The following is a 12,963-nucleotide window of genomic DNA, read 5'->3' on the forward strand; positions in this document are numbered from 1 at the left end:
TGTGCGGCATCACCTGGACCCGACCGTCGGTCGACTCCGCGCCGCACAGAACCAGGTCGGCGTTCAACTGACCGAGAGCGGCGGCGAGCACCTTCGAGGTGGCCACCGCGCAGGAACCGTGCAGAGCGTCGTCCACCACGTGCACGGCCTTGTCCGGGCCCATCGACAGCGCCTTACGGATCGACTCGGTCGCCCGGTCCGGACCCATCGTCAGGATCGTGACCTCACCACCGTGCGCTTCCTTGATCTTCAACGCCTCTTCGATGGCGTACTCGTCCATCTCATTGATGACGTTGTTCGCCGAACCGCGGTCGACGGTGTTGTCGTCAGCACGCAGGCTGCGGTCCGCGCCCGAATCAGGCACCTGCTTGACGAGTACGACGATATTCATCGCTTCGATCACCCTTCCTGTCTCGCGGCGTCACGCATGCTCCGGGCGTCCTGGCCACCGAGGGAGTCACTGCCCACCTCGGCGTTGTGCGCGTGGGCCACGTGGTGCAGCCCGAACACCGAATCCATTCCATCCCGCAGGCCCATGAGGTCTTCGGCCTGGTTGACCGCCTTCTTGGTCAGCGCGAGACCCAGGCGCGGCATCTGCGCGATGCGTGCGGCGAGCCCCATGACCTCCGCCTCGAGCTCGTCTCTGGCGACCACCCGGTTGACCATGCCCAGCTCGGCGGCGCGCGCCGCCGGCATCCGGTCGCCGGTGAAGAGGAACTCCTTGGCGAAGCGCGGACCGAGCACCCACGGGTGGGCGAAGTACTCGACGCCGGGGATCCCCATACGGACGACCGGATCGGCGAAGAACGCGTCGTCCGAGGCGACGATCAGGTCGCAGGACCAGGCGAGCATGAGGCCCCCGGCGATACACGCTCCCTGCACCATCGCGATCATCGGCTTGGGCAGCTCACGCCAGCGGCGGCACATCCCGAGGTACACCTCGGACTCCCGGGCGAACCGGCTGTCGGCTCCGGCCTTGCCCACATGGTCCCACCACAGGCCGGCACGCCTGTCGAACGACGAGTCGATGTCCCGGCCCGGCGTGCCGATGTCGTGGCCGGCCGAGAAGTGCTTCCCCGCCCCCGCCAGGACGACGACCTTCACCTCGTCGTCCGCGGCCGCGCGGTAGAACGCGTCGTCGAGCGCGTAGGTCATCGCCGAATTCTGCGCGTTGCGGTACTCCGGCCGGTTCATCGTCACGACGGCCACCGGCCCCCGCGTCTCGTACCGGACGACCTCCGCCGCCCCCTGCGGGTCCACGCCGCTGGTCTCGCTCATCTGGATCTCCTTCTCACGGGTCGGGTGTACGTCGTGCGGGGCCGGCGGTCAGGACGCGGGGCGCACGCCGGTCAGGCCGACACCGAGGTCGTCCAGCAGCGCCGCCCGATGCCAGGCGGCGCTGCCCCACGACGACTCCAGAGCCCACGACCGCTTGAGGAACAGGTGCAGGTCGTACTCCGTCGTGTAACCGATCGCGCCGTGACACTGCAGAGCGGCCCGGCCCACGACGTGCGCCGCCTCGGACGCCAGCGCCTTGGCCGTCGCCAGGGAACGCAGTCGGCCCGGGACGCCCGCGGCCAGCTCGAACCCGGCCGTCGCCACCACCGGCGCGGCGAACTCCAGGTGCAGCAGTGCCGTGGCCAGGTGGTGCTTGACCGCTTGGAAGCTGCCGATCGGCACCCCGAACTGCTCCCTGGTGCGGACGTGCTCGACAGTGAGTTCGAGCATCCGTCGGGACAGCCCGATGAGTTCGGCCGAGGTCGCCAGCACCCCCCGCTCCCAGACCAGCCGCACCACCTGCGGGTCGTCCACTGTCGCCACGAGCCGCGCGCCGGCGTACCCGGTCAGGTCCAGCGCGACATCCACCGACGGCGACGTCGAGGCCGCCGCGTCGGACACGTCGAGAATCTCGACGGGCCCCGTACCACCGAAGCCGCCACGCAGCACCAGGTCGACACCGGAACCGAACGCGACATGCCCGGTCACCGCAAGGTCGGCGCCGACCGTGAGCACCCCCTCGACGAGCTTCGCCAGCAGGTCCGGAGCGCCCGAGGAGAGCACCGCCGGAGCGACCGCGAGGGTCGCCGTGAGCGGCAGCGGGGCGGCGGCGTACCCGATCTGCTCGAAGACCGACACGAGGTGGTTCTCGTCCAGGCCCAGCCCGCCGTCGTTCTCGGCCACGAGCAGCCCCGCCACACCGAGACCGGCCAGGCTCTCGGCCAGTGCGGCCACCCGCGCCGATCCGGCTCCGGCGCGTACCGTCTGCGGCGGGCACCGGTCGGTGAGCACCTGACGGACGACCGCCTCCAGCTCCCGCTGCTCGTCACTCGGAGCGAAACGCACGCCTGATCACCTCCTCGGCAGACCGAGCAGGCGCTCGGCGATGATGTTGCGCTGGATCTCGTTGGTGCCCGCGTAGATCGGACCCGACAGCGAGAACTGGTAGCCACGGGTCCACGGGCCGTCGACGAGCGCGTCCGGGCCGAGCAGTTCCAGCGCCGTCTCGTGCAACGCGATGTCCAGCTCGGACCAGAAGACCTTGTTGAGGCTGGAACGCGCGCCGGCCGGACGGCCCTCGACGATGTCGGTGACCTGAGCCAGCGTGAACTGCTGGTAGGCGTGCGCCTGCATCCACGTGCGTGCCACCCGGTCGCGGAGCAGGTCGGTCGCCGCCTCGCCCTGCTCGCCCGCGAGCGCCACGAGCGCGGCCGCCGCCTTGAGGAAACGCCCCGGTGAGCGCAGCGTCAGTCCCCGCTCCGAGCCGGTCGTCGACATCGCGACCGACCAGCCCTGGTCGACGCCGCCGAGGACCGCCGAGTCCGGTACGAACGCGTCGGCGAAGAACACGTCGGCGAAGCCCTCGTCACCGTCGAGCCGGTCGAACCCGCGCACCGTCACGCCCGGGGTGTCCAGCGGCACGAGGAAGTACGTCAGTCCCCGGTGCCGCTGCGCCTGCGGATCGGTGCGGAACAGCCCGAACAGGTGGGTGCAGAACGCGCCCCGGGTCGACCAGGTCTTCTGCCCGCTCAGGCGCCACCCGCCGGCCTGCTCGTCCCGTACCGCCCGGGAGCTGATCCCCGCCAGGTCGCTGCCCGCGCCCGGCTCCGACCAGCCCTGGGCCCACAGGTCCTGTGCCGCCGCCATCCGGGGCAGCAGCTCGTCCTGCTGCTGCTTCGTGCCGAACTCGAAGATCGTCGGGGCCAGCAGGAAGATGCCGTTCTGCGTCACCCGCTGCGGCGCGCCGGCCCGGTAGTACTCCTCCTCGAAGATGAGCCACTGCCATATCGAGGCCGCACGGCCGCCGTACTCCTGCGGCCACGACACGACCGACCACCGGTCCGCGTGCAGTGCCCGCTCCCACTCCAGGTGGGCGGCGAAGCCCGCCGCGGTGTCCCCGGAGGGCAGCGGCTGCCGCGGCACGTTCACGGCGAGCCAGTCGCGGGCCTCCGCACGGAACTGCTCGTCCTGCGCCGACCAGGTCAGATCCATCTCAGTCCCGTCCCGTCCCGGCGGAAACCGTCGGCGGCGTGTCGCGGTAGCGACGTAGTTGCGTACGCGCCACAGTGCGCAGGTGCACCTCGTCCGGGCCGTCGGCGATGCCGAGGATGCGGGCGCTCGCCCACATCCGGGCGATCGGGAAGTCGTCGGTGACCCCACCGCCGCCGTGCGCCTGGATCGAACGGTCCAGCACGTTGCGGGCGACCCGGGGCGCGACGACCTTGATCGCGGCGATCTCGGTCGCGGCGCCCTGGATGCCGACCTGGTCGATGAGCCACGCCGCCTTGAGCACGAGCAGGCGGGCCTGCTCGATCTCCATGCGGGACTCGGCGATCCAGTTCCGCACCACGCCCTGGTCGGAGATCGGACCGCCGAACGCCTCGCGGACCATCGTCCGGCGCACCATCAGCTCGAGGCCCCGCTCGGCCATGCCGACGCAGCGCATCGCGTGGTGGATGCGGCCCGGGCCGAGGCGGGCCTGGGCGATCGCGAAACCCTCGCCCTCGGCGCCGAGCAGGTTCGTCACCGGCACCCGTACGTCGTCGAACCGGATCTCGCAGTGGCCGTGCTGGTCGTGGTAACCGAAGATCGGCAGCGAACGCAGAATCGTCACCCCGGGGGTGTCGACCGGCACGAGGATCATGGACTGCTGCCGGTAGACGGCCGCCTGCGGGTCCGTCTTGCCCATCAGCACGAGGACGGCGCAGCGCGGGTCCGCGGCACCGGTCGTCCACCACTTGCGTCCGTTGATGACGTACTCGTCGCCGTCACGCACGATCGAGGTGGCGATGTTGCGTGCGTCGGAGGAGGCCACGTCCGGCTCGGTCATCGAGAAGCCGGAGCGCATCGTGCCCTCGAGCAACGGGGTCAGCCACCGCTGCTTCTGCTCGGGCGTGCCGAACATGTGCAGCAGCTCCATGTTGCCGGTGTCCGGCGCGGCACAGTTGATCGCCTCGGGGGCGAGGTAGGGCGAGCGGCCGGTCTCCTCGGCCAGGTAGGCGTACTCGACGTTGGTGAGGCCCGACAGGTCAGGCAGGAAGAGGTTCCACAGCCCCAGCCTGCGCGCCGTCGCCTTCAGCTCCTCGACGACCGGCGGCAGGACGTGGGACACCCCGCCGTTCTCGCGGGCCGCGGCGGCGAGTTCGGTGGCGTACACCTTCTCGGCGGGGTAGACGTGCTCGGCCATGAACGTGCGCAACGTCGCGAGCAGCTCACTCGCGCGCGGGCCGGGGCCGAGGTCCATCCGGGTCAGGTCGGTCGCGTCAGCCACCGTCACTCCTTGCCTGTGCTCGTGCGGAGAGCGATCTTGCCGCGAGCGCCACGGTTCAGCACCGTGCCGAGCGCGCGGGCGGCCTCCTCCAGCGGGAAGACCTCGCTGACGTGCGGCCTCAGCCGGCCGGCGGCGATCCACTCCAGCACCGTCGTCATGTTGGCGGCGTTCGCCGCCGGGTCGCGCCTGGCCCAGGCGCCCCAGAGGACCCCCAGCACCGCGCCCTCGGTGAGCAGCAGCCGGTTGAGCTTGACCTGCGGGATCGCGCCCGCCGCGTAGCCGACGGTGAGGAACCTCCCGGCCCACGCGAGGGCACGCAGCGCCGCGGCGGCGGCGTCGCCACCGACCGGGTCGTAGACGACGTCGGCGCCGACGCCGGTCAGCGCGCGCACCGTCGCCGTCAGGTCGTCGTAGCCGATGGCGTGGTCGGCCCCGTGCGCCAGGCACAGCTCACGCTTGTCCTCGCTCGACGCGGCAGCGATCACCGTCGCGCCGAGGGCCTTGCCGATCTGCACGGCGGTGAGGCCGACGCCGCCGGAGGCGCCGAGCACGAGCAGCGTCTCGCCGGCGGCGAGGCCGGCCCGGTCGACGAGGCCGTGGTAGGACGTGCCGTAGACGACGGGGATCGTGCTGGCCTCGACGAGGTCGACGCCCTCGGGCAACGGGTGGACCATGCGGGCGTCGACCAGCACCTGGGTGGCGTAGCCGCCGATGCCGCAGAAGCCGACGACGCGGGTGCCGACCGGTGGGCCGGTCACCCCGTCGCCGAGCGCCGCGACCGTGCCGGCGACCTCGCAGCCCGGCACGAACGGCAGCTCCGGCTTGGTCTGGTAGGTGCCGGCGACGATGAGGCCGTCGGGAAAGTTCACCCCGGCGCCGACGACGTCGACGAGTACCTGCCCCGGTCCGGGCTGCGGCTGCGGCCCGTCCGCGACCGTGAGCACCTCGGGTCCCCCGAGCTCGCGGACCACCATCGACCGCACGGCTCAGCCCTCGCTGCCCGGGCGCGCCGCCTTGTCGGTGCCGGCGAACTCGTCGCGGATCCGGTCGGCGACCCCGCTGAGGTTGAGCTCGAAGGTGAAGCCCTGCTCGAAGCGGTAGCTGCGGTTGACGTCCCACAGGTCGATGCCGTTGAGCGAGGCCTTGGCGGCCCGGATCACGGTGGGGTCCTTCTCGGCGATGCTGGTCGCGACGGCGAGCGCCGTCGCACGCAACTGCTCCCGGGGTACGACACTGTGCACCGAGCCGTACGCGTGCAGCTCCTGGGCGGTGGCGGTGGCCGAGGTGTAGACCATGGCGCGCATCCGGTGCTGCGGCACCATCCGGGACAGGTGGGTGGCCGCGCCGAGGGCGCCGCGGTCGACCTCGGGCAGGCCGAAGGTGGCGTCGTCGGAGGCGACGATGACGTCGGAGTTGCCGACCAGGCCGATGCCGCCGCCGAGGCAGAAGCCGTGGACGGCGGTGACGACCGGGACGGGGCACTCGTAGACGGCCTTGAACGCGGCGAAGCAGCCGCGGTTGGCGCCGAGCAGCGCGGTGAAGCCGTCGGTGTGCTGCATCTCCTTGATGTCGACGCCGGCGTTGAAGCCGCGGCCCTCGGCGCGCAGCAGGACGACACGCACCGACTCGTCGGCGCCGGCGGCGTCGAGGGCGGCGGCGAGCGCGAACCAGCCGGCCACCGGCAGCGCGTTGACCGGCGGGTTGTCCACGACGATCTCGGCGATCCCGTCGGGGTGCACCGTCGTCGTCACCGACGCGTGGCTCGTGGGACTCATGCCTGCTCCTCGGTGGTCTCGGGCCGCTCGCCGGCCTCGGGTGTCGCGTCCCCGGCGGCGGCGTCGAGGGGCAGCACGAACGTCGCCCACGCGGTGACGGCCGTGTCGCCGGTCTGCCGCCGGCAGGTCAGCTCGATGTCGACGCGGCCCTCACGGCCGTCCGCACTTTCGAGCACGTAGGTGCGCAGCGGAACGCCTTCGAGGGTGAGGACGTCGCCGGGCCACACCTGGGCCAGGAACCGGATGCGGAAGTCCCGCACGTTGGGGCCGCCGAGCCAGTCGGTGGCGTAGGTGCCGAGCAGGCTGGCCTGCCACATGCCCACCGAGAACGGGCTCGGGAACCCTGCCGCCCTGGCGAAGACCTCGTCGTGGTGGATCGGGTTCATGTCGCCCGAGGCGCCCTGGTAGCGGACGAAGTCGGTGCGGGTCACCGGGCCGTAGCCGCGCGCCGGAGGCGTCGCCGGAACGGGCAGGACGACCTCTGTCGTACGGGGCCGGGCGGTGGCCGTCGTGTCGCTCATGCGGACGCTCCGTCCCCGGTGACCGGCGGGCGGGCCGTCTCGACACCGGTGAGCTTGGCGCGGGCGACGAGACGCCCGGTCTCGTCGTGGAAGTCGGTGTACATCACGGCGAAGGTCATCTCACCGCCGCGACGCCCCACCTTGGTGTAGATCTCGCCGATGCGCGACTGGCAGGTGAGCCTGGTGCCGGCGCGGGGCGGCTCGCCGAAGAAGGTGTACTGCTGCTCGGCGTGCAGGCCGCGCTGCTGGTCGAGCTCGACCGCGGACCACGGGTTGGAGTCCTCGCCCTGCCAGAAGAAGGTCGTCGTGAGGAACGTCGGCTGGACGACCGGGTTCTCCTCCCGCAGGTAGGCCGCGTCAGCCGCTCCGGTGGCCAGCGCGAACTCGCGGATCTTGCCGCGCTCGACGTCGAGCCGGAAGGGGGCGCCGGTGACGCCCTGCGCGTCGGGGTTTGCCACGACGAGCTCCTTTCGTTGGTCCGCTGCGAGCCGGCACGCAGCGGGTGGTCACGGGTGCTGGCTCGAGACGGACACGACCTCGCCTGTCATGTACGACGAGTAGTCACTGGCGAGGAAGACGATGACGTTGGCGATCTCCCAGGGGGCCGCGGCCCGGCCGAACGCCTCCTGGTCCGAGAGCTGGGCGAGCAGCTCGTCGCTTGTCACCTTGGCCAGATGGGCGTGCATCGCGATGCTCGGGGACACCGCGTTGACCCGGATGCCGTGCTCGGCGACGTCGAGGGCCGCGCAGCGGGTCAGCGCCATGACTCCGGCCTTGGCCGCGGCGTAGTGCGCCTGCCCCTTCTGCGCGCGCCAGCCGATGACGGAGGCGTTGTTGACGATGACCCCCTTGCCGGCCGGGATCATGTGCCGCAGCACCGACCGGGTCGCCTTGAACGTCGAGGTCAGGGTCACCGACAGGACGGAGTCCCATTGTTCGTCGGTCATGTCCTGCACCGCCGCGGTGCCGCCGAGGCCGGCGTTGTTGACGAGCACGTCGATGCCGCCGAACTCGGCGGCGACGGTGTCCATGAGGTGGTCGAGCTGCGCCTGGTCGGTGACGTCGCAGGGCACCGCCAGCGGCCGGATCCCGGTGCGACGCTCGATCTCGTCGGCGGACGCGGCGAGGCGGCGCTCGTGGCGGTCGCTGATGGCGACACGCGCGCCTTCCTCCGCGGCGCGGCGCGCCGTCGAGAAGCCGATGCCGGTGCCGGCCGCGGCGGTGACGAGCACCGAGCGCCCGGAGAGCAGCCCGTGGGCGGGGCCGGCCCAGTCGGCGACGTCGGTGTGACCGGTGTCAGACACGGGCGGCCATCTCCTTCGCGATCTCCTCGACGGTCCAGCGGGCGCCCTTGTCGATGGTCCAGTCGTAGCTCCACGGCGCGCAGCGACGGATCTCGCCGCCCTTGGCGTAGTACACCTCGCCGGTCACCGGCACGTCGGCGGTGAGCAGCCAGGCGACGAGCGGGGAGACGTTGCCCGGGTGGTAGACGTCGAACGCGGCGGGGTCGGCCGGTGCGGCGACCATCTCGCCGATGCCGGGCAGGTCCTGGGTCATCCGGGTACGCGCGACCGGGACGATCGCGTTGACGCGTACGCCGTAGCGGCCGATCTCCTGGGCGAGGATGACGGTGAGGGCGGCGATGGCGGCCTTGCCCGCGCCGTAGTTCGTCTGCCCGACGGCGCCGATGATGCCGGAGGTCGAGGAGACGTTGACGATCGAGGCGACCGGTTGGTTGCCGGCCTTGGACTCGGTGCGCCAGTGGTCGGCGAACACCCGGCACGGCGCGAACGTCGAGCGCAGCTGGCCACGGATCACCGCGTCCCAGTCGTCCTCGCTCATGTTGACGAACATCCGGTCCCGCAGGATGCCGGCGTTGTTGACGAGGCCGTCGACGCGTCCGTAGGTGTCGCGGGCGAGCGCGAGCAGCTCGCGGGCGCCCTCGGTGGTGGCGACGTCCGCGGTGCTGGCCACGGCCCGCCCGCCGGCGTTCGTGATCTCGGCGGCGACGGCCTCGACGACCGAGGGGTCGCTGCCGGTGCCGTCGGCGGCGGCGCCGGTGTCGGCGACGACGACCGAGGCGCCTTCGGCGGCGGCGAGCAGGGCGTGCTCACGGCCGAGGCCGCGGCCGGCACCGGTGACGACGACGACGCGTCCCTGCAGTGCTCCCATGACTAGTCCTCCTTGTGCCCGGCCGGGGTCGACGCGTCCGGCGCGGGCACGCCGAGTCGGTCGAGCGTCCGGGTGGCCTCGTCGATGATGCGGTCGATGAGCTCGGCGACGCTCGGGACGTCGTCGATCAGTCCGACGACCTGGCCGGTGGCCATGACGCCGAGGTCGGTCCTGCCCTCCAGCAGGGCCGACCGGTAGAGCATCGGAGCGTTGGCCGCCATGACGACCTGGCTCCACGTCAGGTCGTGGGCCTTGCGCATGGCCAGGCCCTCGCGGACCATGTCGCCCCACGGCGTGCCGGACAGCTTCTGGAAGGCGAACGCGTTGCGTACGGCCCGCAGCAGCCGGCCGGCGGCGGAGGTGCGCTCCAGCTCCTCGATCGTGCCGGCGCGCAGCACGCGCTGCGGAACGCCGTCGACCTGCAGGGTCAGCACGGTGTCGTTGACCGTCCTGGACAGGTAGACGTCCTTGACCGACGGCTGGACCGGCGAGTCGCTGGTGAGCAGGAAGCGGGTGCCCATGGCGATGCCCTCGGCGCCGTAGGCGAGCGCGGCGACGAGGCCGCGGCCGTCGAAGAAGCCACCGGCGCCGATGACCGGGATGTCGACGGCGTCGACGACCTGGGGCAGCAGCAGGCTGGTGGGCACCGCGCCGGTGTGGCCGCCGCCCTCGCCACCCTGCACGATGACGGCGTCGGCACCCCACGCGGCGACCTTCTCGGCGTGGCGGCGCGCGCCGATCGACGGAACGACGACGAGGCCAGCGTCCTTGCACCTGGCGATGAGTTCCTGCTTGGGGGCCAGGGCGAAGGAGGCGACCTTGACGCCGGCCGAGATGAGCAGGTCGATGCGCTTGACGACGTCCGGCTGGTCGGCACGGATGTTGACGCCGAACGGCGCGTCCGTGCCGGCCTGGATCTGCTCGACGGCCTCCACGAGTTCGTCGTAGGAGAGCAGGCCGGCCGCGAGGATGCCCAGTCCACCGGCGTTGGCCGTCGCGGTGGTCAGGCGCACGTCGGAGACGTAGCCCATGCCGGTCTGGACGATCGGGTACCGCACCCCGAACAGGTCGGTCGCCCGGGTACGCAGTGTCGGGGGCAGCCCGCGGCCCTGGCTCATGCCGGGATCTCGCGGTCGCGCAGCGAGCGGGGGTCGATGACCTCGCGGATGAGGCGCAGTTCCTCGGCGCTCGGCTCGCGGGTGGGCGCGACCTCACCCTCGACGTGCACGGCACAGCCGGTGGCGGCGTGGAACTCGTCGAGCGTGACGCCGGGGTGCAGGCTGATAAGCCGCATCGTGCCGTCGGGGCCGCCGAAGTCGAGGACCGCGAGGTTGGTGACGACGCGGCGCAGATCGTGGTGCGCGCTCCCGGCCGGGCCGGCGGCGCGGGCGCTGTCGGTGCCGACGCCGGAGATCATGTCGACGGCCCGGACGAAGCTGCGCGTGGAGTGGTTGGGCACCCAGTAGCTGGTCGGGTGGTAGATGCTGTTGCCGGGGGCGCCGCGCACTCCGAGCAGCTGGACCTTGGGCCGGGCGTAGTCGCCGATGGCCGAGATGTTGGTGTTGCCGTGCCCGTCGATCTGGACCGGGATCATCATGACGTGCCGCTTGCCGTGCCAGACGAGGTCGAAGATCGTGCGGAACGGGCTCCAGCCCTCGATGACGACGCCCTCGGTGGCGTGCGGGTCCGCGCCGATCTCCCAGGAGCCGGTGACGAAGTGGGCCTCACCGTCGGTGAGCAGCAGGTCGGGGGCGACGGTGAGCCGGGCGAGGCGGACGCCGATGGCCGGGATCGTGCCGAAGGCGCTGGCGATGGACTCGCCGTCGCCGGCGAACGTGTCCGCCACGGCGACCGCGCAGTACTCGGCACGGGTCACCGGCGCGTCGGCAGTGGTGGCGCTGCCCGTGGGCTGCTCGGTGGCGGCGCTGCTCATGCGACCTCCTCGGCTCGGGCGGCGACGGCCGCCTGGTAGTCATCTTCGGTGCCGGACAGGTACCGCTTCTCGAAACTGGCCCAGGCCTGCGGGTCGCCGGCGGCCTTGACGTACTCACGCTGGAAGGCCTCGTCGCGCTCGTAGTCGGGGGCGCAGGAGGTGAAGTGCGCGCCGTTCGGGGTCTCGACAACGCCGGCGACGAGCTGGCGGTTGATCTTGATCGTCGCCGAGTGCCCGGCGGCACTCAGCTCGGCCGTGGGCACGATCCGCTCGCAGGACATGAAGGCCTGGTCGGCGGCGAGGCAGTAGAGGTCGTCGAAGTACGGGTCGGGCCCGAGGAACTGGCCGTTGCCCTGGGCGTCGGCGCGGTTCATGTGCACGAGGGCCGCGTCGAGGCGCAGCGGCGGCATCGCCACGAGCTGCTCGGTGCCGTACGGGTCCTGGACGAGTTTGAGGTCGGGGTTGTGCTTCAGGACGTCCGACCCGAGCCCGGCGCGGGTCGGCAGGAAGGGCAGGCGGATGCCGGCGGCGTACAGCCCCCACTGGAGCATGCCCTCGTCGTACTCGGCGATCTCGACGGCGCCCTTCTGCCGCGCGGCGCGGAAGTGCGGGTCGAGGGCGATGCTGTCGAGGGAGACGAAACCGAAGACGACCTTCTTGACCTTGCCCGCGGCGCAGAGCAGGCCGACGTCCGGCCCGCCGTAGCTGACGACGGTCAGGTCCTTGAGGTCGGAACGCAGGATCTCGCGCACGAGGGCCATGGGCTTGCGGCGTGAGCCCCAGCCCCCGATGCCGATGATCATCCCGGATTCGAGCCGCGACACGACGTCGCGGGCTGTCAGAGTCTTGTCGGCCATGTGTCCCTCATCATTGCGTCTGTCGGAGCACTGCCCGACGGGTGGTGAGCAGCGCGAAGGGCGAGTCGCGTGCCGGGCCTCCACGGCCGGCTCGCCATGTAGCAAGCGCTTGGTTGGTACCCTAACAGCCCCAGGGGGAGGGTCAAGACCCTGTTGCGAAGGAGGACGAAAGATGGAAACCGTGGTGCGCGAGCGCGTCGGCGCGGTGGGAGTCATCAGGATCAATCGGCCGCAGGTACGCAACGCCCTCGATCCCGACACCCTCCTGGCGATGACCGACGCCCTGCTCGGGTACGACGCGGACGCGGGCGTACGCGCCGTCGTGCTGACCGGCACCGGCGAGTTGTCCTTCAGCGCGGGGATGGACCTGCGCGCCGCGGCCGAGGGGCACCTGGTCGACGTGGCCCGCAGCCCGCTGACGCTGCTGCGCGGCGGCTACCGCAAGCCGGTCATCGCCGCGGTCAACGGACCCGCCGTCGGCGGCGGCTTCGAACTCGCCCTCGCCTGCGACCTCGTCGTCGCGGCCGAGCACGCCTACTTCGCGCTGCCCGAGGTGGGGCGCGGTATCGCCGCCACCGAGGGCGGCACCGACCTGCCCCGTCGCGTGCCGGTCGCCGTAGCCCTGGAACTCGGGCTGACTGCCGAACCGCTTCCCGCGGCCCGGGCCCACGAGCTGGGCCTGGTCAACGCCGTGGTCCCCGCCGAGGAGGTCCTTGCGCGCGCGCTCCAGCTGGGCGCCCGGATCGCGACCCACTCCCCCGCGGCGGTGCGGGCGACCAAGCGGCTCATGCACCTGAGCCTGGACCCCCGCGTGGGCGATCTCGGTGCGGTCAACCGGCTCGCGACCCTCGAACTGCTCGCCGGACCGGATGCCGCCGAGGGCGCGGCCGCGTTCGTCGCCAAGCGCGCGCCACGATGGGCGGACGCGCCCTGAGCG

Annotated in this window: 14 protein-coding genes and 1 pseudogene; 1 reads left to right on the top strand and 14 read right to left on the bottom strand. The window is 71.9% G+C overall.

From position 1 onward, the window contains the following. From AMK25_RS29025 to AMK25_RS29090, 14 genes and pseudogenes are all read right to left on the bottom strand, one after another. A partial coding sequence (locus AMK25_RS29025) for an electron transfer flavoprotein subunit beta/FixA family protein (protein WP_443189925.1) occupies nucleotides 1-391 on the bottom strand: 391 nt, incomplete at its 3' end. Between the two features lie 8 nt (nucleotides 392-399). Then, the gene (locus AMK25_RS29030) at nucleotides 400-1,278 is read right to left on the bottom strand and encodes an enoyl-CoA hydratase (protein WP_073831556.1); all 879 of its coding nucleotides are present in this window, start codon (nucleotides 1,276-1,278) and stop codon (nucleotides 400-402) included. Between the two features lie 48 nt (nucleotides 1,279-1,326). After that, the gene (locus tag AMK25_RS29035; RefSeq protein WP_073831557.1) at nucleotides 1,327-2,343 is read right to left on the bottom strand and encodes an acyl-CoA dehydrogenase; all 1,017 of its coding nucleotides are present in this window, start codon (nucleotides 2,341-2,343) and stop codon (nucleotides 1,327-1,329) included. Nucleotides 2,344-2,349: 6 nt separating this feature from the next. Beyond that, nucleotides 2,350-3,489: an acyl-CoA dehydrogenase family protein gene (locus tag AMK25_RS29040; protein WP_073831558.1), complete on the bottom strand. Its 1,140-nt coding sequence runs from the start codon at nucleotides 3,487-3,489 to the stop codon at nucleotides 2,350-2,352. Nucleotide 3,490: 1 nt separating this feature from the next. Next, complete coding sequence (locus AMK25_RS29045; protein ID WP_073831641.1) at nucleotides 3,491-4,741, bottom strand: acyl-CoA dehydrogenase family protein; 1,251 nt, start codon at nucleotides 4,739-4,741, stop codon at nucleotides 3,491-3,493. Between the two features lie 29 nt (nucleotides 4,742-4,770). After that, entirely contained in the window at nucleotides 4,771-5,742 is a 972-nt protein-coding gene (locus tag AMK25_RS29050; protein ID WP_143194803.1) for an NADPH:quinone oxidoreductase family protein, read from the bottom strand. 12 nt (nucleotides 5,743-5,754) lie between these two features. Next, nucleotides 5,755-6,543, bottom strand: a complete 789-nt coding sequence (locus tag AMK25_RS29055; protein ID WP_073831560.1) for an enoyl-CoA hydratase family protein — start codon at nucleotides 6,541-6,543, stop codon at nucleotides 5,755-5,757. Further along, nucleotides 6,540-7,064: a MaoC/PaaZ C-terminal domain-containing protein gene (locus AMK25_RS29060; RefSeq protein ID WP_083664848.1), complete on the bottom strand. Its 525-nt coding sequence runs from the start codon at nucleotides 7,062-7,064 to the stop codon at nucleotides 6,540-6,542. Before AMK25_RS29060 ends, AMK25_RS29055 begins: the two co-directional genes overlap by 4 nt. After that, nucleotides 7,061-7,522: an FAS1-like dehydratase domain-containing protein gene (locus tag AMK25_RS29065; RefSeq protein WP_073831561.1), complete on the bottom strand. Its 462-nt coding sequence runs from the start codon at nucleotides 7,520-7,522 to the stop codon at nucleotides 7,061-7,063. Before AMK25_RS29065 ends, AMK25_RS29060 begins: the two co-directional genes overlap by 4 nt. A 48-nt stretch (nucleotides 7,523-7,570) precedes the next feature. Continuing rightward, a pseudogene (locus AMK25_RS29070) lies at nucleotides 7,571-8,364 on the bottom strand (SDR family oxidoreductase). Continuing rightward, a complete protein-coding gene (locus AMK25_RS29075; RefSeq protein ID WP_073831563.1) occupies nucleotides 8,361-9,236 on the bottom strand; it encodes an SDR family NAD(P)-dependent oxidoreductase in 876 nt (291 codons plus the stop codon). The pseudogene AMK25_RS29070 and the gene AMK25_RS29075 overlap by 4 nt, the downstream one beginning before the upstream one ends. Nucleotides 9,237-9,238: 2 nt before the next feature. Further along, nucleotides 9,239-10,354 carry an NAD(P)H-dependent flavin oxidoreductase gene (locus tag AMK25_RS29080; protein WP_443189936.1) on the bottom strand — a complete coding sequence of 372 codons (1,116 nt, stop codon included), beginning with the start codon at nucleotides 10,352-10,354 and terminating at the stop codon, nucleotides 9,239-9,241. Then, nucleotides 10,351-11,169 (bottom strand): CoA-transferase subunit beta, encoded by an 819-nt coding sequence (locus AMK25_RS29085; RefSeq protein WP_073831564.1) that lies wholly within the window; start codon nucleotides 11,167-11,169, stop codon nucleotides 10,351-10,353. The genes AMK25_RS29080 and AMK25_RS29085 overlap by 4 nt, the downstream gene beginning before the upstream one ends. Further along, the gene (locus tag AMK25_RS29090) at nucleotides 11,166-12,026 is read right to left on the bottom strand and encodes a CoA transferase subunit A (RefSeq protein WP_073831565.1); all 861 of its coding nucleotides are present in this window, start codon (nucleotides 12,024-12,026) and stop codon (nucleotides 11,166-11,168) included. Before AMK25_RS29090 ends, AMK25_RS29085 begins: the two co-directional genes overlap by 4 nt. Nucleotides 12,027-12,198: 172 nt before the next feature. Between AMK25_RS29090 and AMK25_RS29095 the strand changes: the two genes are divergently transcribed. Next, nucleotides 12,199-12,960: an enoyl-CoA hydratase/isomerase family protein gene (locus tag AMK25_RS29095; RefSeq protein ID WP_073831566.1), complete on the top strand. Its 762-nt coding sequence runs from the start codon at nucleotides 12,199-12,201 to the stop codon at nucleotides 12,958-12,960. The last annotated feature ends 3 nt before the right edge of the window (nucleotides 12,961-12,963 follow it).

This window comes from Micromonospora sp. TSRI0369, from assembly GCF_001905625.1.
GTDB lineage: Bacteria > Actinomycetota > Actinomycetes > Mycobacteriales > Micromonosporaceae > Micromonospora > Micromonospora echinospora_A.

Excerpts from the sequence above, each read along its gene's own strand:
- AMK25_RS29030 (WP_073831556.1), bottom strand. The coding sequence starts at position 1,278 with ATGAGCGAGACCAGCGGCGTGGACCCGCAGGGGGCGGCGGAGGTCGTC.
- AMK25_RS29040 (WP_073831558.1), bottom strand. The coding sequence starts at position 3,489 with ATGGATCTGACCTGGTCGGCGCAGGACGAGCAGTTCCGTGCGGAGGCC.
- AMK25_RS29045 (WP_073831641.1), bottom strand. The coding sequence starts at position 4,741 with ATGGACCTCGGCCCCGGCCCGCGCGCGAGTGAGCTGCTCGCGACGTTG.
- AMK25_RS29050 (WP_143194803.1), bottom strand. The coding sequence starts at position 5,742 with ATGGTGGTCCGCGAGCTCGGGGGACCCGAGGTGCTCACGGTCGCGGAC.
- AMK25_RS29055 (WP_073831560.1), bottom strand. The coding sequence starts at position 6,543 with ATGAGTCCCACGAGCCACGCGTCGGTGACGACGACGGTGCACCCCGAC.
- AMK25_RS29060 (WP_083664848.1), bottom strand. The coding sequence starts at position 7,064 with ATGAGCGACACGACGGCCACCGCCCGGCCCCGTACGACAGAGGTCGTC.
- AMK25_RS29075 (WP_073831563.1), bottom strand. The coding sequence starts at position 9,236 with ATGGGAGCACTGCAGGGACGCGTCGTCGTCGTCACCGGTGCCGGCCGC.
- AMK25_RS29080 (WP_443189936.1), bottom strand. The coding sequence starts at position 10,354 with ATGAGCCAGGGCCGCGGGCTGCCCCCGACACTGCGTACCCGGGCGACC.
- AMK25_RS29085 (WP_073831564.1), bottom strand. The coding sequence starts at position 11,169 with ATGAGCAGCGCCGCCACCGAGCAGCCCACGGGCAGCGCCACCACTGCC.
- AMK25_RS29090 (WP_073831565.1), bottom strand. The coding sequence starts at position 12,026 with ATGGCCGACAAGACTCTGACAGCCCGCGACGTCGTGTCGCGGCTCGAA.
- AMK25_RS29095 (WP_073831566.1), top strand. The coding sequence starts at position 12,199 with ATGGAAACCGTGGTGCGCGAGCGCGTCGGCGCGGTGGGAGTCATCAGG.